Consider the following 18,408-nt stretch of genomic DNA (forward strand, 5'->3'; position numbering starts at 1 on the left):
CGTCGATGCCGGTGAGTGCGCAGCTCGATGCGTGGCGCCAGCAGCAGCTGGACCGCCACGACCCGCTGGGCTTTGCGGTGATCGAGGCGTTGCAGGCGCGTGCGCAGGCACAGCAGGGCGCGGTGCGACAGCTGCTGGATGCGCGGCTGGCCACGCGGGTGGCAGCGTACGCGGCGCGCATTGCCGAACAGACCGTGCACGCACCGCGTCGCGCGCGCGACACGCCGGCCCCGGGGGCCGAACGCGCCAGTCCGCTGTCGGGCCTGCTGGCAACGCTGGCCGCGCATGCCCATACGCAGGCAGCGCCGGTGCCGCGTGATGCCCCCCGCGACACCGCCCCGGCTCCCGCGTTCCCCGCGCTGCCGGCCATCAGCGAATTCCGTGATCTGTGGGCCACGGTGCGCAATGAAAGCCAGAAGCGCATCTCGCTGGCGCAGGGCCCCGGCGATGGCGGCCCGTTGAACTCGGCGGTGCTGGTGCACCGCTCGCTCACCTTGATGAGCGAGCGGTCGCCGGGCTACCTGCAGCACTTCCTGATGTACCTGGACAACCTGGCCTGGCTGGAACAGCTGCAACCGCGCACGGCCACGCCTGCGCGTGACGTGGGACGTATCCCGAAGCCGCGCCGCGCCCGCACCCCGAAGGCCTGATCGCGCCACCGGCACGGCGCGCACTGCGTCGGCCTGGATATACCAAGGTATATCGCCGCTAACCCACGGGCATCTAGGCGGGCGCGCAACCGGCGCGGACAATACGCGCACCGGCCAGGCGCACTGCGTCACGCCGGCATCGCCCTTCCACTACCGGACATTCCCATGGATCCCGACCCCGATCCTGCCGGGTGCCGCGCGCCCCTGCTTTCGCCCCTGCCCTGTTCCACCCCGGCGTCCGGCCGGCGGCGTCCGCACCTCTGAGTGCCGGGTGGCCGGCGGGCGCTGCCTGCCCGGAGGCCTTCCGATGCACTACAAGATTCTCTACATCACCCTGCGTCGCCTGATCCTTGATCGCGACGTGGCCGGCCTGCGCAGCCAACTGCTGCAGCACGGCGCCCCGTTGTTCGCACGCGCCCTGGCCCTGGGCTCCGAGCGCGTCATCGCCGACGCCCTCAGCCTGCTGCCGATCTCCGAACGTCTGCACGTGCTGCGCCACCTGCCCGCCACCCTGCGCAGCGCGCTGCTGCCGCTGTGTTCGCGCGGCAGCCCGCACCCGGCGCGCCCGCGCGGGTCGTTTCCCATCGCCAGCGTCCAGCACGCCTGATCCCCGCGCGGCCACGTCCTGACGGGCCGCGCGCAGCCCTGCATCCCGACCCGTGCCGCCCTGCGCGGTGTCGCCTGTCTTTCAAGGAGTTCCCCATGACCCTGCTCAATGCATGGTTCGATGCCTTCCTGCGCAGCCGCCGCGCCGCCAGCCTGTTCCGTCGCCGCGCCCTGCCCGACGCCGGCATGGGGCGCGGTGCGGCGGGCGCGGTGCCGACCGATTTCAGCGATGCGTTGCGGCGTCTGGCACAGGTGCCGGTGGCGGCCGCGTTGGCGGCGGTAGCGTCGCACCCCGAGGGCCTGGCCAGCGATGAGGCCGATGCCCGGTTGGCCCGCGTGGGCCCCAATGAGATCGACCACGAAAAGCCGCTGCCGTGGTGGCGTCACCTGTGGCAGTGCTACCGCAATCCGTTCAACCTGCTGCTCACCCTGTTGGCGGTGGTGTCCTGGCTGACCGAAGACGTCAAGGCCACGGTGGTGATCGGCACCATGGTGGTGTTGTCCACGCTGATCCGGTTCGTCCAGGAGGGCCGTTCCAACCGCGCGGCCGAGCGGCTCAAGGCGCTGGTGGGCAACAACGCCCGCGTGCTGCGCCGTCCCGACGGCGATGCTGCATCCTTGCAGGACACCGGCGCTGAACCCCGCACGCCGCGGTACGCGCAGCAGCGCTCGCTGCCGATCCGGGCGCTGGTGCCAGGCGACCACATCGTGCTGTCGGCCGGCGACATGATCCCCGCCGACTGCCGCGTATTGAATGCCAAGGACCTGTTCGTGGCGCAGGCGGCGATGACCGGCGAATCGCTGCCGGTGGAGAAGTTCGCCGCCCCCGACACGGCCCAGCCCAACCTGCTCGAGCAGCCCAACCTGCTGTTCATGGGCACCAACGTGGTCTCCGGCTCGGCCACCGCCGTGGTGCTGGCCACCGGCAACCGCACCTGCTTCGGCACCATGGCCCAGCGCAGCACCGCCACCGAACGCGCGCCCACTGCCTTCCAGGCCGGGGTCAACAGTGTCAGCTGGCTGTTGATCCGCTTCGCCCTGGTGATGGTGCCGTTCGTGCTGCTGGTCAACGGCGTGACCAAGGGTGACTGGACCGAAGCCTTCCTGTTCGCGCTGTCGGTGGCGGTCGGCCTCACCCCGGAAATGCTGCCGATGATCGTCACCTCCACCCTGGCCAAGGGTGCGGTGCTGCTGTCGCGTCGCAAGGTGATCGTCAAACGCCTGGATGCGATCCAGAACTTCGGCGCGATGGACGTGTTGTGCACCGACAAGACCGGCACGCTCACCCAGGACCGCATCGCGCTGGAGCGGCACACCGACGTGTACGGCAACGACTCGCAGGATGTGCTGGCATTTGCCTACCTCAACAGCCATTTCCAGACCGGGCTGACCAACCTGCTCGACCGCGCCGTGCTGGAGCACGTGGAACTGCAGACCGAGCTTCGCCTGGCCCAGGACTACCGCAAAGTGGACGAGATTCCGTTCGACTTTGAACGCCGCCGCATGTCGGTGGTGGTGTCCGAGCGCGACGACCACCATGAGCTGGTGTGCAAGGGCGCGGTGGAAGAGATGCTGGCCGTGTGCAGCCGCGTGCGCGAAAACGGCCAGGACCTGCCGCTGGATGCACAGCGGCTGGCGCGGGTGCGCCAGACCACCGAGGAGCTCAACGAACAGGGCCTGCGCGTGGTCGCGGTGGCCATGAAGGAAGTCCCCGCCACGCGCGAGGTGTACTCGCAGGCCGATGAGCAGGATCTCACCCTGCTCGGCTACGTGGCGTTCCTGGATCCGCCGAAGGAATCGACCGCGCAGGCGCTGCAGGCGCTGGCCGGGCTGGGCGTGGAGGTGAAGGTGTTCACCGGCGACAACGAACTGGTCACCGCGCGGGTGTGTGCCCAGGTGGGGCTGCACGCCGACGGCATCGTGACCGGGCCGCAGATCGACCGCATGGACGAGGCCGCGGTGGCCGACGCGCTGGGCCGGCATCGCGTATTTGCCCGGCTCACGCCCCTGCACAAGGAACGCCTGGTACGTGCCCTGCGTGCACAGGGCAAGGTGGTGGGGTTCCTGGGTGACGGCATCAACGATGCCCCGGCACTGCGTGCGGCCGACATCGGCATCAGCGTGGACAGCGCGGTGGACATCGCCAAGGAAGCGGCCGACATCATCCTGCTCGAGAAGAACCTGATGGTGCTCGAGGAAGGCGTGGTGCAGGGCCGGCGCACCTTCAGCAACATGCTCAAGTACATCCGCATGACCGCCAGCTCCAACTTCGGCAACGTGTTCTCGGTGCTGGTGGCCTCGGCGTTCCTGCCGTTCCTGCCGATGCTGCCGCTGCAGCTGCTGGTGCAGAACCTGCTGTACGACATCTCGCAGATCGCCATTCCCTTCGACAACGTCGACGAGGAGCTGGTGCGCAAGCCGTTGAAGTGGAACCCGGCCGACATCGGGCGCTTCATGGTGTTCTTCGGCCCGATCAGTTCGATCTTCGACCTGAGCTGCTTTGCGCTGATGTGGTACGTGTTCGATGCGCGCACGGCGGCCGACCAGAGCCTGTTCCAGTCCGGCTGGTTCGTGGTGGGCCTGCTCACCCAGACCCTGATCGTGCACATGATCCGCACGCCCAAGGTGCCGTTCCTGCAGAGTATCGCCGCCCCGCCGCTGCTGCTGATGACCGGGTTGATCATGGCCATCGGCGTGCTGCTGCCGATGAGCCCGTTGGCCGGCTACTTCAAGCTGCAGGCGTTGCCGCCCGGCTACTGGCCGTTTCTGGTGGCGATCCTGTTCGGCTATGCGGTGCTGACCACGCTGCTCAAGAAGGTCTACATCCGCCGTTACGGGTGGCAGTGATGGACTTCAACCCGCACCTGCCGGCGTTCAACGCCGGGGCCACGATCAGCACCCTGATCAGCCTGGGCACGGCCTTCGTGCTCGGCGCGGCGATCGGCCTGGAGCGTCAGCTGCGCCAGCGCACCGCCGGCCTGCGGACCAACACGCTGGTGGCGGTGGGCGCGGCGGTGTTCGTGGACCTGGCCGTGCGCTTCCACGACCTGTACGGCGGTCCGCCCTCGCCGCTGCATGTGGTGGCGTATGTCATCTCCGGGGTGGGCTTCCTGGGCGCTGGCGCGATCATGAAGGACGGCGCGCAGGTGTCCGGGCTGAACACCGCCGCCACGCTGTGGGGCTCGGCGGCGGTGGGCGCCTGCGCCGGCGTCAAACTGCTGCCCGAAGCGCTGCTGGCCGCGCTGTTCGTGCTGGCCGCCAATACGCTGCTGCGGCCGGTGGTCAACCGTATCCAGCGCCAGCCGGTCGAGGCGTCCTTCAGCGAGGCCACGTACGCGGTCACGGTGGTCTGCCAACGCGAGCACCAGGCCGACGTCCTGGACCGGCTGCTGGTGCTGTTGGAACAGGCGCACTACCCGGTGCGCGCGGTCGATCCGCGCCCGTTCGGCGACCGCGACGTGGAGATCGAAGCGGTGCTGTACGCGACAGCCGTGGATGCCGCCGAACTGGATGCGGTGCTGGCCACGCTGACGGCCCTGCCGGGCGTGCTGCAGGCGTTCTGGAATGCCACATTGGAGGACTGACACCGGCCGGTACGGTGCCGATGCTATGCTCGGCCGCGTCGAATCACGCGGCGTTTGTCCACGTTTTCCACGGAGCCGTCCCGATGCTGTCTTCCTCGTCGCGCCGTACCGTTGCCCTGCTCGTGCTGGGCGTGGTGATGGCCGCGATCTTCGCCGCCGACACGCTCACCGACTATGCGGTGGCGGCCGCCTGCTTCTACGCGGCGGTGATCCTGGCCGCCTCGCGGGTTCTGTCGGCTCGGGGGCTGGTGCGGTTGGCCGCCCTGTGCATCGGCCTGACCGGCCTCAGTTTCTTCCTGACCCGCTTCGGCACCTACCGCATCGGCCTGGTGAACTCGGCGATTGGGATGCTGGTGATCGGCATCACCACCTGGCTGGCCCTGAAAATGGAAGCCGCCAAGGCCGCCGTTCAGGACGCGCAGGCCCGCCTGCTGCGGGTGGCGCGCGCCTCCACCGTGGGCGAGCTGACCACCTCCATCGCGCATGAAGTGAACCAGCCGCTGGCGGCGATCGCCAGCAGCGCCGAAGCCAGCCAGCGCTGGCTGGCCCAGGACCCGCCCAACGTGGACAAGGCGCGGCAGACACTGGCGCGGATCCTGGCCGATGCGCACCGCGCCAGCGACGTGATTGCCCGCGTGCGCGGGTTGACCCGTGGCGCGGTGCCGGAACGCCAGGGCTTCGACCTCAACCAGGCGCTGCTGGAAATGCTGGCGCTGTCGCACAGCGAACTGGAACAGCATGCGGTCACGCTCAGCACCCAACTGGACGACGCACTGCCGCCGGTGTTCGGCGACCGCGTGCAGGTGCAGCAGGTGATCGGCAACCTGATTCTCAATGCGGTCGATGCGATGGCCGAGGTGCCCGCAGGCAGCCGGCGGCTGGTGCTGCGCAGCTGGCGCGCAAGCCCGACGCGGGTGGCCATGAGCGTGCGCGACTACGGTAGCGGGCTGCCGCTGGACGCACCGGAGCGGGTGTTCGATGCCTTCTGGACCACCAAGTCCGGCGGCCTCGGCCTGGGCTTGAGCCTGAGCCGCAGCATCCTGGAGGCCCACGATGGCCAGATCCGCGCCGAGCCGGTGGCCGACGGCGGCGCCTGCTTCGTGTTCGAACTGCCCATCGATGGCGGCGGTCCGCATGGTTAGGTCGACGCCGCCCGAGAGTGCGCCCGCGCCCATCGTGTACGTGGTGGACGACGATCATTCGGTACGGGCCGCACTCGAAGACCTGTTGGCCTCGATGGGCATGCAGGTGCGTGCCTTCGACTCGGTGGCGGCGTTCCTGCAGCACCCGCGCGCGGACGCACCGGCCTGCCTGGTGCTGGACGTGCGCATGCCGGGCCAGAGCGGGCTGGAGTTCCACCGGCAGATGGCCAGCCACGGCCTGCACCTGCCGGTGGTGTTCATCACCGGCCACGGTGACATCGCCATGGGCGTGGCGGCCATGAAGGAAGGCGCCATCGAGTTCCTGACCAAGCCGTTCCGTGACCAGGAGCTGCTGGACGCGATTCACCTGGGTATCGAGCGCGACCGCGAGCGGCGCCGCGATGACGCCGCGGTGGACGTGCTGCGGCAACGCTGGGCCTCGCTCAACGACGGCGAGCGCGACGTGGTGGGCGGCGTGGTACGCGGCCGGCTCAACAAGCAGATCGCCGCCGAGCTGGGGGTCAGCGAAATCACGGTGAAGGTGCGCCGCGCCAACGTGATGCGCAAGATGCAGGCGCGCACGCTGGTGGACCTGGTGCGGTTGTACGACCGCCTGGGCATCGGCTGAGGCCCGGCCGGCCCGCTGCCGCGGGCCTCATCACCCGCGCGACTGGACAGATGAGCAATCGGCATCAGGGCCCATGCGATGCGGGCACCGTCGCTTCCTAGAATGCGCCATGGCCGCTGCTGCGGCACCTCTCCCTGCCGTGGATGCTGACCATGCGTGCTGCCCTGCCCTTCACCCTGCTTGCCCTGTGCGCCGCGCTTGCCGCCTGCCAGCAGGCCCCGTCCGCCAGCCCGGTGGCCAGCGCGCAGGCCGCGCCGGTTGCCGAGGAGATCGCGTGGCGTCACGGCGATGTCGAAGACGCCTTCGCCGATGCGCAGCAGAGCGGCAAGCCGGTGCTGCTGTACTGGGGCGCGGTGTGGTGCCCGCCGTGCAACAAGCTCAAGGCCACCCTGTTCCGTGACCCGGCGTTCATCGCGCTCACCCGGCAGTACGTACCGGTGTACCTGGATGGCGACTCGGAAGGCGCGCAGGCACTGGGCGAGCAGTTCGGCGTGCGCGGCTATCCCACGCTGATCGTGCTGGACCCGCAGCGCCACGAAATCACCCGGCTGGCCGGCGGCAACGACAGCGCCGAGCTGACCCGGGCGCTGCGCCTGGCGGTGAACCGGCGCACGGCCGTGGCCGACGTGCTGCGGGTGGCGGTGGTGTCGCCGCAGCGCGTGTCCGAGGACGACTGGCGGGTGCTGGGCGATTACGGCTGGGAGGTGGACGCCAGCCGCCTGGCGGGCCAGCGCGATCCGGTGGCGCTGTTGCGGCAACTGGCCGCGTCCGCGCCGGACCCGGCCCTGCAGCGTCGTTTCGGGCTGCTTGCGCTGGGTGCCGGCAGTACCGGCAAGGACGCACCTGCGCCCGACGCTGCGGAACGTGAGGCCACCCGCACCCTGCTGACCACCGTCCTGGCCGCGCCGGCCGAAGTGCGTGCCAACCGCGACCTGCTGGGCTACCAGGGCCCCGCGCTGGTGGCGCGGGCCGCCGCCACGCCGGCGGAAGCGCAGCAACTGGGCAGCCAGTTGCTGGCGGCGCTGGAGCGTGCCGATGCCAGCCAGGACAACGCCGCCGATGCGCGCCTGTCCAGCGTGATCACCGAGTTGACGTTGTTCAAACAGCAGCATCCGGACACCGCGGTGCCGCCGGCGCTGCAGGAGAAGGCGCATGAGCGCGTGGCTGCGGCCGATGCCGCGGCAAAGACCCCGCACGAACGCCAGGCCACCATCAGCAGCGCGGTGTATGTGCTGCGCGAGGCCGGCGATGATGCCGCGGCCGAGACGCTGTTGCGTGCGGAACTGGACCGCAGCCAGACGCCGTACTACTACATGCCCGAGCTGGCCGAACTGGCCGAGGCGCGCGGCGACAAGACGGCTGCGGTGGACTGGCTGCGCAAGGCCTACGAAGGTGCGCAGGGACCGGCCACGCGCGTGCAATGGGGCGTGTTGTACGTGGAAGGCCTGGTGCGGCTGACGCCGGACGATGGCCAGGCGATCGAGCAGGCCACGGCCCAGGTGATTGCCGAACTGGACGCGCAACCGGCCGGCTACCACCAGCGCACCCGGCAGCGCTTCGAGCGCCTGGCGACCACGCTGCAGGCGTGGGGGCGTGCGCACCATGGCGCGCAAACGCTGGTCCGCTTGCAGGCCCGCATGGGCGAATCCTGCGCCAAGGCCGCACCGGGCGCCGACGCCGGCGCGGCGTGCAGCCGATGGCTGAAGAGCTGACAGGTAGAGCCGACCGTTGGTCGGCTGCGGAGCTCCGGTAGAGCCGACCGTTGGTCGGCTGCACACATCTGGTAGAGCCGACCGTTGGTCGGCTGCAGATCATCCGGTAGAGCCGACCGTTGGTCGGCTGCACATCATCCGAAGCCGTCCGCGAAGAGCAGCCGGGCAGAGCCCGGCTCTACGCGGTGTCGCGCCACCGCGGTGTCGTGCGACCGTCGAGACGTCGCACGACACCTCCGGCCACCCCGGGCATGGCATGTCGGGCATGTCGGGCGGCCCCGGCCCTATCGTGGCACCCGGACATGTCGGGCGTGCCCGGCCCGGTAGAGCCGACCGTTGGTCGGCTGCAGAGCATCCGAAGCCGTGCGCGAAGAGCAGCCGGGCAGAGCCCGGCTCTACGCGGCGCGGCATTACCCGGCGCCCTCAACCGCGCAACGTGGCGCCCCCGTCCACATACAGATCGCTCATCGCGATATGGCCGGCCTGGTCGGACAGCAGGAACATCACCGCCTGGGCGACGTCGTCGGGGCTGGCCAGCTTGCGCAGCGGAATGCCGGCCTTGTAGGTCGCCGGGCTGCCCTCGATCACCCGCTGCGCGCCATCGGCGTCCTCCCACATGCCGGTCTGCATCGGGGTCAGGGTCGAGCCCGGTGCGACGATGTTGCAGCGAATGCCATGGGGAGCCAGTTCCAGCCCGAGGCACCGCGTGAACATCGTGGCGGCCGCTTTCGATGCCGCATAGGCGGCCATGCCATGCCGCGGAACACCGGCAGCATTGGAACTGACGGTAACGATGGCCCCCTTGCCACGCGGAGTCATCACCCGCGCCAACGCGCGCGACAGGTGGAACACGCCGTCGGCGTTGACCGCGAACACCCGGCGCCATTGCGCGTCGTCGATCTGGTCGACCGTACCTACCTGCAGCACACCGGCCACGCTGATGCCGAAGCCCACTGGCCCCAGCGTGGTCTCGGCCCAGCCGACCAGCGCATCCACTGCACCGGCATCGCTGACGTCCAGCGCCCTGGCATGCAGGTTCGGGTGCGCCGGCAGCGCGGGCGCAGCCAGGTCGGTGGCGACCACCACGCACCCGCTGTCCAGCAGGTGCTGCACCAGCGCCGCGCCGATGCCGCCGGCAGCGCCAGTGACCACGGCCAGCGTGCCGTCGAATCCAGTGAGTTTCATGAAGATTGTTCCTGTGGGGGCGTACGGATATCGAGGGCGTCGCTGCGCTGCAGCCGCGCCGACAGCCAGGGCGCGATCTGTGCGACAGCATCACGGCCGGTCAGCTCGGCATGCACGAACGGGAGTTCGATTGCCTCGATCGTTGCCGCGTGCGGGGCCCAGAGGGATGCCTGCAGATACGGGCGCGCAGCGTGGTCGCGGCCGGCACGCACGTGGCTGAGCACGCCGCGATACGGTGCGTGATGGTGTGCGCGGATCAACCGGTTGGTGCCGGTGACCGCGCGGACCACGCCGTCCAGCACCGGTTCGGGCAGGTTGCCCAGCGCGCTGTCGCCACGGCGCAGGAACGCCATGATGCGCGCGCGACTGTCCAGTTCGGGGTGGGCGTCGGGGTCATGCCCGGCGATGGCCAACAACGCACGCAGCGCCGCGATCGGGTCCGGCTCGGGTTCGGCCCGCCAGCATTCGCTGGGATACGCATCCAGCAGCACCAGCTCGCCGACACGGCGACCCAGCGCCTGCAGGCGCACGGCCATGGCCTGGGCGATGATGCCGCCCACCGACCAGCCCAGCAGGTGCACCGGCCCGTTCGGCTGCAGTGCCAGCACGCGCGCCACATAGTCCGCGGCCAGGGCGTCGATGCTGTCGGGCAGCGGCTGCGTGGCATCCAGCGCGGGCGACTGCAGACCATGGACATCGCGTGCCGGCTGCAGCGCACGGGCCAGGTCGCGGTAGTTCCAGGCGATGCCGCCAGCGGGATGGACGACGAACAGCGGTGCCCTGCCCGGCTCACCGCGCGCCAGCCCGATCATCGGCGACAGGCCGTGGTCCGTGCCGTGCTCCGGGGCGTCCAGCACGCGGGCCAGTGCCGCCACCGTGGGGTGGGCGAACACCGCGCCCAGGCCCGGATCACGCCGCCAGTGCTGCTGGATCGCCAGCAGCAGGTGCACCGCCGACAGCGAATCACCGCCCAGGCTGAAGAAGTCCGCATCGGCGGAGGGCGCGTCATCGAGGCCCAACGCCTGCGCAAACAACGCGGCCAGCTGGCGCTCGCTGTCCGTGCTAGGCGCGCGGCCCGGCACCGCGCCCAGCGTCGGCACCGGCAATGCGGCGCGGTCCAGCTTGCCGTTTGCCGTCACCGGCCACTGCGCCACCACCATCAGCGCTGCGGGCACCATGTAGTCCGGCACGCGTGCGGCCAGGCCGGCGCGCAGCGCCACCGGGTCCAACGCCGCGCCGGAGACATAGGAAACCAGCCGCCGTTCGCCGGGCCGGTCTTCGCGCAGCAGCGTTTCAGCGCGTTCCACACCCGGCTGCAGGCGCAGCGCGGCATCAATCTCGCCGAGCTCGATGCGCAGTCCGCGCAGCTTGACCTGGTGGTCGCTGCGCCCGAGATACTCCACGGCACCGTCGACGCGCCAGCGCGCCACGTCGCCGCTGCGGTAGATCCGCTCACCGGGCAGATGCGGGTCGGCGAGGAAGCGTTCGGCGGTCAGGTCGTCGCGGCCCAGGTAGCCGCGGGCCAGCTGCACGCCGCCCAGGTACAGGTCACCCGGCACGCCCGGCGGCACCGCCCGCATGTGCGCGTCCAGCACGTACAGGCGGGTGTTCCAGACCGGGTAGCCGATCGGCACCGGGCTGCTGCGGTCGTCGCGGTCGGCCGGCCACCAACTCACATCGACGGCCGCTTCGGTGGGACCATAAAGATTGTGCAGTTCGGCGTCGACGGTGGCATGGAACCGGTCGCGCAATGCCGGCTCCAGCGCTTCGCCACTGGTGAATACCTGGCGTAGCTGCAGGCCGCGCGCCGCTGGCACGGCCAGGAACGCATCCAGCATCGACGGAACGAAATGCACGACGCTGATGTTGGCGCGGCGGATGAGTCCGGCCAGCGCCACCGGGTCACGGTGCAGGTCGGGCGGCGCAATCACCAGCGTGGCCCCGCACAGCAGCGGCAGGAAGAATTCCCAGACCGAGACGTCGAAGGTGGCGGGCGTCTTCTGCAGGATCCGCGCATCGGCGCCGATGCCGTAATGGCTGCGCATCCACTGCAACCGGTTGACGATGGCGCGATGCTCCACCAGCACGCCCTTGGGCTCGCCGGTGGAGCCGGAGGTATAGATGACGTAGGCGGCGTCCTGCGGCTGCACGGTGTCGGGCAGTTCGCGCGCATCGCCCGTGCTCCACTGCGCCGGTGCCAGCACGCGATAGCCGGCAAACCGCGCCGCCGCCGTGTCGTCGGCCAGCACGCAGCAGGGCTGGGCCGAGGCCAGGATGCGGGCGAGTCGCTGGTCCGGATGGGCCAGGTCCACCGGCAGGTAGGCCGCGCCGGCGCGCAGGATGGCCACTAGCCCCACCACCAGTTCCAGCGAGCGCGGCAATGCCACCACCACGCGGGATTCGCGGCCCACGCCCATCGCCTGCAACTGCAGCGCCACTGCGCGGCTGCGCTGTTCCAGCTGGGCATGGGTGAGGCGCTGCCCGTCGAACTCCAGCGCGGTGGCGTCGGGGTTGGCCTGCATGCCGTCCGACAGCAGCGCCACCAGTGACACGTCGGGCAGCGGCATGGTCGTGGCATTCACCTCGAACAGGTAGCGCTGCGCTTCGGCCGGCGTGGCCAACGCGATGTCGTCCATGCGCAAGCCACGATCATGCGCGTCCAGTGCGGCGTCGATGAAGTGCAGCAGCCGCGCGGCATGCGCCTGGACCTCGGCGGGCGCGTACACGCCAGGATTCGCTTCGATCTCCAGGTCGAGGTGGTGCGTGCCATCGCCACGGAAACCGAAGGTGATGTCGTCCACCGGGCCGGTGCCCAGCACGTCCAGCCGCACCTGCACGCCCGCCAGCGGCAGTGCCCGGTAGAACGGCTGCACGTTGATCATCGGGCCGTGCAGACGGTGCTGGCTGCCGACCAGGCCCAAGTCGCGGCGCAGCTGTTCGCCGCGGTAGCGGCCGTGGCGGCGGGCACGCAGCAGGTCGCGTGCGGTGGCCTGCACGGTCTCGCCCAGACTGGCGTCGCGGGCGGCCACGCGCAGCGGCAACACGTTCATCACCATTGCCGGCACGCGCGCGGACGCATTGCCGAGCCGGCCCATGAACGGGATACCCAGCACCACTTCATCGAGCGCACTGAAGCGGCGGCAGTACGCGGCGCCCAGCGTGGTCAGCAGGTCCGGCCACGGCTGGCCGATCTGCGTGGCCACCGCCAGCAGCCTGCGGCGCAGCGCCGCAGGCAGGTCGCAGACGTGGCGCAGGGCATCGGCGGCGGCCGGCGCACTGGCGCCCGCCAGGCCTTCCGCCGCCGGGGCACCGGCCATGTACTGCTGCCAGTAGGCCGCATCGGCGGCGCGGCGTTCGCCGTGGCGGTAGTCCCGATCATCGGCCAGCACCGGGGCCAACGGGGCAAGCGCTGCCGCCTCGGCATCCGCGTCCGCATACAACGCGCAGACCCGCTCGGTGAACAGCGCCATGCCGTAGCCGTCCGTGGCCAGGTGATGCACGCGCAGGTACCAGAGATGCCGCGCGCCACCCAGCACGAACAGGCGCTGCTGCGCGAGCCTGTCGCGCGCCGGATCCACCGCACGCAGGCGGTCCTGGTCCATGGCGCTGCGTGCAGCGGCCACCGGGTCCGGCAGCGCGGACAGGTCCACCACCTCCAGCAGTGGCACATGCGCGGGCACGTGCCATTGCTGCGGTGTGCCGTCGGCACCGTCGGCAATACGCAGTGCGAGCGCCTCGGCTTCATGCGCGGCGACGTTGGCAGCGGCCGCAAAGCGCGGGACATCCAACGCACCGTCGATCCACAGTGCATGCGCGGTGTTGAACGCCGCCGGTGCCGCCGCCAGTCGCTGCGCATACCACAGCCCGGTCTGCGCTTCGCTCAGGGCCTGCGGGCGCGGCTGTGCCTGTGCCCCGGGTGCGTCCGCGCCCTGCCCGGCCTTCATGCGCGCGCAGCGCTGCCCTGCAGCCGCTGCACCACGCCCCACCAGCCGGCCAGCGTGGCGTGCTCGGCCAGGTGGCTGAATTCCAGTGCGATCCCGGTGTTGCCCCACGCCAGCACCAGGCCCAGCACCCGCATCGAGTCCAGGCCCAGGTCGATCAGGTTGTCGTCGTCGCCGATTGTCTCGGGTGCTTCGCCCAGCATGCCAGCCACGTCGGCACGCATGCGCTCCAGGTCGAGCGGGAGGTCGTGTGCGGGGGTGTTCATGCCAGGGCCTTCAACAGCTGGTCGGTGGTCAGGGGCACGCCACAGGTGCGCGCGATCAGGTGCAGGGCCAGGTCATGGTCGGCGCGCGAGAAGTCGGCCACTGCATCGGCGGCGATGAACGCCTCGATGTCGCGCTGGAAGGCTTCGGTCACGGTCGCCGCGCAGCCGATGTGCGCATACACGCCGGTCACCAGCAGCTGATCGCGGCCACGGGCGCGCAGCATCGTGTCCAGGTTGCTGCGCTGGAACGCGCTGTAGCGGTGCTTGACCAGCACGTGGTCGCCGGGGGCTGGTGCCAGTGCGGCAAGAATGGTTTCGTGCTCGGCGGTGGCGCTCATGCCCGGGCCCCACAGGTCGGCCTGCAAGCCGCGGTCACGGCGGTCCTGGTTGCCACGCTGGGCGGTGTAGAACACCGGGATGTCGCGCCCACGGCAGTGCGCCAGCAGGCGGGCGATGTTGGCCACGGCCGGCGCAAGCGGCGCAGCGTCGGCGGCAAACGCGGCCAGGAAGTACTGCTGCATGTCATGCACCAGCAGCGCCATGCGTTCGGTGCGCGGCACCCAGGGGCCGCGCGGCGGCGGCAGTTCACCGGCCAGCGGCAACGGATACGGGGCAATCTTGGGCAGCGCCATCAGCGCGGTTCTCCTGTCTGGTCAAGGTAACGTTCGCGCAGCTGCGCGCGCAGTTCGCGGCGGCTGATCTTGCCGACCGCCGTGGTGCCGAAGGCCTCCACGAACACCACCTGGTCGGGCACTTTGAACGCGGCCAGGCCACGCCCGCGCACCCAGCCCTTGAGGCTGGCGGCGGTGGGCGGGGTGCCGTGTGCAATGACGAACGCGCAGCTGCGTTCCCCCAGGAAGGCATCGGGCATCGACACCACGGCGGCATCGAATACCTCGGCATGGGCCAGCAGATGGTCTTCGATCTCCTCGGCGGAGATCTTCTCGCCGGCCCGGTTGATATGGTCGCCGGCCCTGCCCTGCACCACCAGGTAGCCACCGGGCAACTGCTGCACCATGTCGCCGGTGCGGTAGTAGCCATCCTCGGTGAACGAACGCGCGTTGGCGGCCGGGTCGTTGTGGTACGCGCGGATGGTGTACGGGCCCCGCGTGAGCAGGTGGCCGATGCCGCCTTCCGCGACCGGGTGGCCGTGGTCGTCCACCACCAGTACCTCGTCGTCGGGCGAGATCGGCCGGCCCTGGGTGCCCACCACCACGTCCAGCGGATCGTGCAGGCGGGTGTAGTTGACCAGGCCTTCGGCCATGCCGAACACCTGCTGCAGGCGGCAGCCCAGGCTGTCGATCACCCGGCGCGCCGCTTCCGGCACCAGCTTGGCGCCCCCTACCTGCAGCACCTGCAGGCTGCCCAGGTCGTGCGCGGTGGTGGCCGCGGCCTGCGCCCACAGCAAGGCCAGCGGCGGCACCAGCCCCACGCAGGTCACGCGCTCGCGCGCGATCAGCGGGAAGGCCGCGTCAGGCCCGGGGCCCGGGCTCATCACCACGCGTGCGCCGGCGTACAGCGCGCCCAGGAACCCGGGCGAGCTCATCGGGAAATTGTGCGCCGCGGGCAGCGCGACCATGTACACGCTGTCGCGCGCGATGCCGCAGATCTCGTTGCTGGCGCGGAACGAATAGATGTAATCGTCGTGGGTGCGCGGAATCAACTTGGACAAGCCGGTGCTGCCGCCCGACAACTGCAGGAACGCCACCGACTGCGGGTCCGGATCGGGCGGCAGCAGCGCCGCGTCGCCCTGCAGACTGTCCACCGCGCCGAACTCGCCGGCGTCGCCGACGATCAGCACGTGCTGCAGCGCTGGCAGCAGCGCCTGCAGTTCGCGCGCCAGCACGCGGTAGTCGAAGCCGTCCTGCCTGTCTGCCGCGATGTACCCACGTGCCTGCGCCTTGTCCAGCACATGGCGCACCTCGGTGATGCGGTGCGCCGGCAATGCGTACACCGGAATCAATCCGGCCCGGAACAGCCCGCAGACCACCGTCACGAATGCCGGCGTATTGCCCAGCTGCACCACCACCCGGTCGCCCGGCACCAGACCGCGCGCCAGCAACCCCGCACCGATCCGGCCGGCCTCCTGCCAGAGCGCCGCGTAGCTCAGCCGCACCTCGCCCCCGACCACGGCGATGTCGTCGGCAAACCGGGTGGCCCGCTCGCGCAGCACGCCCGGCAGGGTTTCGCCACGCCAGTAGCCGGCGGCGCGATAGCGCGCCACCAGGGCCGGTGGCCAGCTCTGGCGTAGCGGCACCAGCGCGGGGGAAGCACTCTCGTTCATCAGGAACCAACTCCGTTAACGCGTATGGAAGGCAGCGCATCGACGCCCAGGGCGTTCAACACAGCACCGAATTTGGCGTCGGTTTCGGCTACTTCCAGCGCGGGCTGTGAGCCGGCAACAATGCCTGCGCCGGCGTACACACGCACCTGCGGGCCCTGCACGCGGGCGCAGCGGATCGCCACGTACCAGTCGCCATCGCCGTCGGCATCGGTCCAGCCAACCGCGCCGGCATAGAAGCCGCGCGGTACCGGTTCCAGCTGGCGAATGGTGCGCAGCGCAAGCGCGCGCGGCGTACCGCACACGGCCGGGGTGGGATGCAGCGCGGCCACCAGCGCGGCAACCGGCGTGCGCGCGTCGGCCAGCGTGGCCTCGATCCGCGTGCCCAGGTGCCACATAGTGGCGGTGGCATGCAGCGAAGGCCGCGGCTCGGCCTCGATGTGGCTGCACCACGGCGCCAGTGCCGCCACGATGGCCTCCACCACATGGCGGTGTTCGTCGTGGTCCTTGGCCGAGGCCAGCAGCGCCTGCGCCACCCGTGCATCTTCGGCCGGGTCGGGATGGCGCCGGGCCGAACCGGCCAGTGGATGCGACAGCACCCGCGCACCGCGACGCGACACCAGCAGTTCGGGGGTTGCGCCCACCAGCCACGCCGGGGGTTCCTGCCGTCCGCCGGGCAGCGTCACCAGATAGGTGGCCACGCTGGGGTCGTGGCCCAGGCGCGCGGCCAGGGCGTGCGGATCGACGTCCTGCGCGCCCTGCAGCAGCAGGCTGCGGGCCAACACCACCTTGTGCAGCGCCGGTGCCGGCTGCTGCAGGTCATGCAACGCCGCGCCCACCGCGCCTGCGTACTGCGCGGCACTGGGTTCTGCGGCGATACCACCGTTGAACGTCGCTGCCGGCGGCGCGGATGGCAGCGCCGCGGTCGAGAGGGCCTGCGGCTGGTGCAGCGCGTCGTCAGCGTCAGGATCGAACGGCAGCGCGCCAACCAGCAGCGGCAGGCCGGCGCGCGGCGTAGCGAAGAAGGCCGCTACGCGCGCGGCCAGGGTGGCGGTGCCACCGGCCGGCAGCCGCGCACGGCACCCCTGCGTGTGCAGCGAGCGCAACGGCGCACGCAGCAGGAAGGGCGTGGTCACGGCGGCATCGCCCACCACGGCACTGTCGTCGTCGCGCACTGGGCGTGCCTGCGCGCTGTCGTTCATGCCGGTGCTCCGGCGCGGTGGCGTGCCGCGGCCACCGACAACACCAGCAGCAGCGCGCCCACCAACAGGTATGGCGCGCTGGGCCGCCACTGGTACAGCAGTGTGCCGAGCATCGGCCCGATCACCATGCCCAGGCCCTGCACCGAGGCCACGGTGCCTGCGGCAGCGCCCTGCTCATGGGCCTGCACCGAATCGGCCGCCAGCGCCTGGAACGACGGAAACACGAAGCCCATCCCGAACGCCGCCACCGCGTAGGCCAGCAGCAGTTCCCAGCGTGCGTCCACCAGCGCCACCGAGGCGAACCCGATGCCCGATACCAGGGCGCCCAGGGCGATCCAGCGCCGCGGCGGCACGCCGACCAGTTTCATCACCAGCACCTGCGCCAGGATCAGCCCGACGCCCACGGCAGTGAGCGCCAGGCCGGCCGCACGCGCGCCGTCGGCCGGCGACAGGTGCAGGCGGTCGATCGCGAAGAAGCCCACGGTGACCTGCGCGATGGTCACCGACACCATGGCGGCAAACACCGCCAGGATTGGCAGGCGCAGCCGTGCATCGGTCCAGCCCAGCCGCGCGCGCGGACCCGGGGTAGCCGTGCGCAGCGGCGCGTCCGCCGGCAGGCGCCAGGCAATGGCGGCCAGCGACAGCAACGGCAGGAACGCCGCGATGTAGAGGGTGAGCGACAACTGGTGGAAGGCGATCCACCCGGCGGCGGCCGGCCCGACCACCATGCCCAGCGCGTTGGCGGTGCCGAGCTTGGCCATGGCCGAGGCGCGTTGGCCCGGCGCGGCACCGTCGGCTACCAGCGCGGCAGCGGTGGGCGGCACGGCGGCATAGAACAGCCCCACCAGCGCCCGCGTGCCTACCAGCACCAGCACCGACACCCACAGCGCCGGCGGGCGCGCCAACGCGGCATCGACGAAGATCGCCATCGCCACGTAGATCAGCACGTAGGCCGCCAGTGCGATCAGCAGCACGCGCTTGCGCCCGATGCGGTCGCTCAGGCTGCCCCAGCGGCGCGCGGACAGCATCCACAGCACCCCGGCAGCGGTGACCGACAGGCCGGCATGCCACTCGGCCAGGCCCAGCAGGCGCACCACCGGCCCCACCACCGCCACGAAGGCCATCATCGCCATGGTGCCGGTCAAGGCCGCGAACACCAGGGCCGGCAAGCCGGGTACTACCGAACGCTCATGCATGGAACACCACTGCCA

General features: G+C 70.7%; 14 protein-coding genes. 7 read left to right on the forward strand and 7 right to left on the reverse strand.

What is annotated here, in order from left to right; genetic code table 11:
• The first annotated feature begins 11 nt into the window (after positions 1-11).
• The 7 genes from AC1DCJ_RS06850 (at position 12) to AC1DCJ_RS06880 (ending at position 8,322) form a co-directional block, all read left to right on the forward strand.
• Positions 12-650 carry a DUF2894 domain-containing protein gene (locus AC1DCJ_RS06850; protein ID WP_478070496.1) on the forward strand — a complete coding sequence of 213 codons (639 nt, stop codon included), beginning with the start codon at positions 12-14 and terminating at the stop codon, positions 648-650.
• Positions 651-957: 307 nt separating this feature from the next.
• The gene (locus tag AC1DCJ_RS06855; RefSeq protein ID WP_478070497.1) at positions 958-1,257 is read left to right on the forward strand and encodes a hypothetical protein; all 300 of its coding nucleotides are present in this window, start codon (positions 958-960) and stop codon (positions 1,255-1,257) included.
• 95 nt (positions 1,258-1,352) lie between these two features.
• Positions 1,353-4,103, forward strand: coding sequence for a magnesium-translocating P-type ATPase (gene mgtA, locus AC1DCJ_RS06860; RefSeq protein ID WP_478070498.1), 2,751 nt, complete (start codon positions 1,353-1,355; stop codon positions 4,101-4,103).
• Positions 4,103-4,840 (forward strand): MgtC/SapB family protein, encoded by a 738-nt coding sequence (locus AC1DCJ_RS06865; protein ID WP_137189541.1) that lies wholly within the window; start codon positions 4,103-4,105, stop codon positions 4,838-4,840. The genes mgtA and AC1DCJ_RS06865 overlap by 1 nt, the downstream gene beginning before the upstream one ends.
• 83 nt (positions 4,841-4,923) lie before the next feature.
• Complete coding sequence (locus AC1DCJ_RS06870) at positions 4,924-5,982, forward strand: sensor histidine kinase (RefSeq protein ID WP_478070499.1); 1,059 nt, start codon at positions 4,924-4,926, stop codon at positions 5,980-5,982.
• Positions 5,975-6,610, forward strand: coding sequence for a response regulator transcription factor (locus AC1DCJ_RS06875; RefSeq protein WP_141057990.1), 636 nt, complete (start codon positions 5,975-5,977; stop codon positions 6,608-6,610). The genes AC1DCJ_RS06870 and AC1DCJ_RS06875 overlap by 8 nt, the downstream gene beginning before the upstream one ends.
• A gap of 143 nt (positions 6,611-6,753) precedes the next feature.
• A complete protein-coding gene (locus tag AC1DCJ_RS06880; protein WP_478070500.1) occupies positions 6,754-8,322 on the forward strand; it encodes a thioredoxin family protein in 1,569 nt (522 codons plus the stop codon).
• Between the two features lie 423 nt (positions 8,323-8,745).
• Here the strand turns inward: AC1DCJ_RS06880 and AC1DCJ_RS06885 are convergent, their stop codons facing one another.
• Genes AC1DCJ_RS06885 through AC1DCJ_RS06915 form a run of 7 tightly spaced genes read right to left on the reverse strand, consistent with a single transcriptional unit; the run spans position 8,746 to position 18,393 of the window.
• Positions 8,746-9,507 (reverse strand): 2,3-dihydro-2,3-dihydroxybenzoate dehydrogenase, encoded by a 762-nt coding sequence (locus tag AC1DCJ_RS06885; protein WP_478070501.1) that lies wholly within the window; start codon positions 9,505-9,507, stop codon positions 8,746-8,748.
• Positions 9,504-13,451 carry an amino acid adenylation domain-containing protein gene (locus tag AC1DCJ_RS06890; protein WP_478070502.1) on the reverse strand — a complete coding sequence of 1,316 codons (3,948 nt, stop codon included), beginning with the start codon at positions 13,449-13,451 and terminating at the stop codon, positions 9,504-9,506. Before AC1DCJ_RS06890 ends, AC1DCJ_RS06885 begins: the two co-directional genes overlap by 4 nt.
• Entirely contained in the window at positions 13,448-13,714 is a 267-nt protein-coding gene (locus tag AC1DCJ_RS06895; protein ID WP_141057986.1) for a phosphopantetheine-binding protein, read from the reverse strand. Before AC1DCJ_RS06895 ends, AC1DCJ_RS06890 begins: the two co-directional genes overlap by 4 nt.
• Complete coding sequence (locus tag AC1DCJ_RS06900; protein WP_478070503.1) at positions 13,711-14,346, reverse strand: isochorismatase family protein; 636 nt, start codon at positions 14,344-14,346, stop codon at positions 13,711-13,713. The genes AC1DCJ_RS06895 and AC1DCJ_RS06900 overlap by 4 nt, the downstream gene beginning before the upstream one ends.
• Complete coding sequence (locus tag AC1DCJ_RS06905) at positions 14,346-15,998, reverse strand: (2,3-dihydroxybenzoyl)adenylate synthase (RefSeq protein ID WP_478070504.1); 1,653 nt, start codon at positions 15,996-15,998, stop codon at positions 14,346-14,348. Before AC1DCJ_RS06905 ends, AC1DCJ_RS06900 begins: the two co-directional genes overlap by 1 nt.
• A complete protein-coding gene (locus tag AC1DCJ_RS06910; RefSeq protein WP_478070505.1) occupies positions 15,998-17,197 on the reverse strand; it encodes an isochorismate synthase in 1,200 nt (399 codons plus the stop codon). The genes AC1DCJ_RS06905 and AC1DCJ_RS06910 overlap by 1 nt, the downstream gene beginning before the upstream one ends.
• Complete coding sequence (locus AC1DCJ_RS06915) at positions 17,194-18,393, reverse strand: MFS transporter (RefSeq protein ID WP_448135883.1); 1,200 nt, start codon at positions 18,391-18,393, stop codon at positions 17,194-17,196. The genes AC1DCJ_RS06910 and AC1DCJ_RS06915 overlap by 4 nt, the downstream gene beginning before the upstream one ends.
• Positions 18,394-18,408: the final 15 nt, after the last annotated feature.

This window comes from Stenotrophomonas sp. 10N36 (assembly GCF_056395005.1).

Excerpts from the sequence above, each read along its gene's own strand:
- AC1DCJ_RS06855 (WP_478070497.1), top strand. The coding sequence starts at position 958 with ATGCACTACAAGATTCTCTACATCACCCTGCGTCGCCTGATCCTTGAT.
- mgtA (WP_478070498.1), top strand. The coding sequence starts at position 1,353 with ATGACCCTGCTCAATGCATGGTTCGATGCCTTCCTGCGCAGCCGCCGC.
- AC1DCJ_RS06865 (WP_137189541.1), top strand. The coding sequence starts at position 4,103 with ATGGACTTCAACCCGCACCTGCCGGCGTTCAACGCCGGGGCCACGATC.
- AC1DCJ_RS06870 (WP_478070499.1), top strand. The coding sequence starts at position 4,924 with ATGCTGTCTTCCTCGTCGCGCCGTACCGTTGCCCTGCTCGTGCTGGGC.
- AC1DCJ_RS06875 (WP_141057990.1), top strand. The coding sequence starts at position 5,975 with ATGGTTAGGTCGACGCCGCCCGAGAGTGCGCCCGCGCCCATCGTGTAC.
- AC1DCJ_RS06880 (WP_478070500.1), top strand. The coding sequence starts at position 6,754 with ATGCTGACCATGCGTGCTGCCCTGCCCTTCACCCTGCTTGCCCTGTGC.
- AC1DCJ_RS06885 (WP_478070501.1), bottom strand. The coding sequence starts at position 9,507 with ATGAAACTCACTGGATTCGACGGCACGCTGGCCGTGGTCACTGGCGCT.
- AC1DCJ_RS06890 (WP_478070502.1), bottom strand. The coding sequence starts at position 13,451 with ATGAAGGCCGGGCAGGGCGCGGACGCACCCGGGGCACAGGCACAGCCG.
- AC1DCJ_RS06895 (WP_141057986.1), bottom strand. The coding sequence starts at position 13,714 with ATGAACACCCCCGCACACGACCTCCCGCTCGACCTGGAGCGCATGCGT.
- AC1DCJ_RS06900 (WP_478070503.1), bottom strand. The coding sequence starts at position 14,346 with ATGGCGCTGCCCAAGATTGCCCCGTATCCGTTGCCGCTGGCCGGTGAA.
- AC1DCJ_RS06905 (WP_478070504.1), bottom strand. The coding sequence starts at position 15,998 with ATGAACGAGAGTGCTTCCCCCGCGCTGGTGCCGCTACGCCAGAGCTGG.
- AC1DCJ_RS06910 (WP_478070505.1), bottom strand. The coding sequence starts at position 17,197 with ATGAACGACAGCGCGCAGGCACGCCCAGTGCGCGACGACGACAGTGCC.
- AC1DCJ_RS06915 (WP_448135883.1), bottom strand. The coding sequence starts at position 18,393 with ATGCATGAGCGTTCGGTAGTACCCGGCTTGCCGGCCCTGGTGTTCGCG.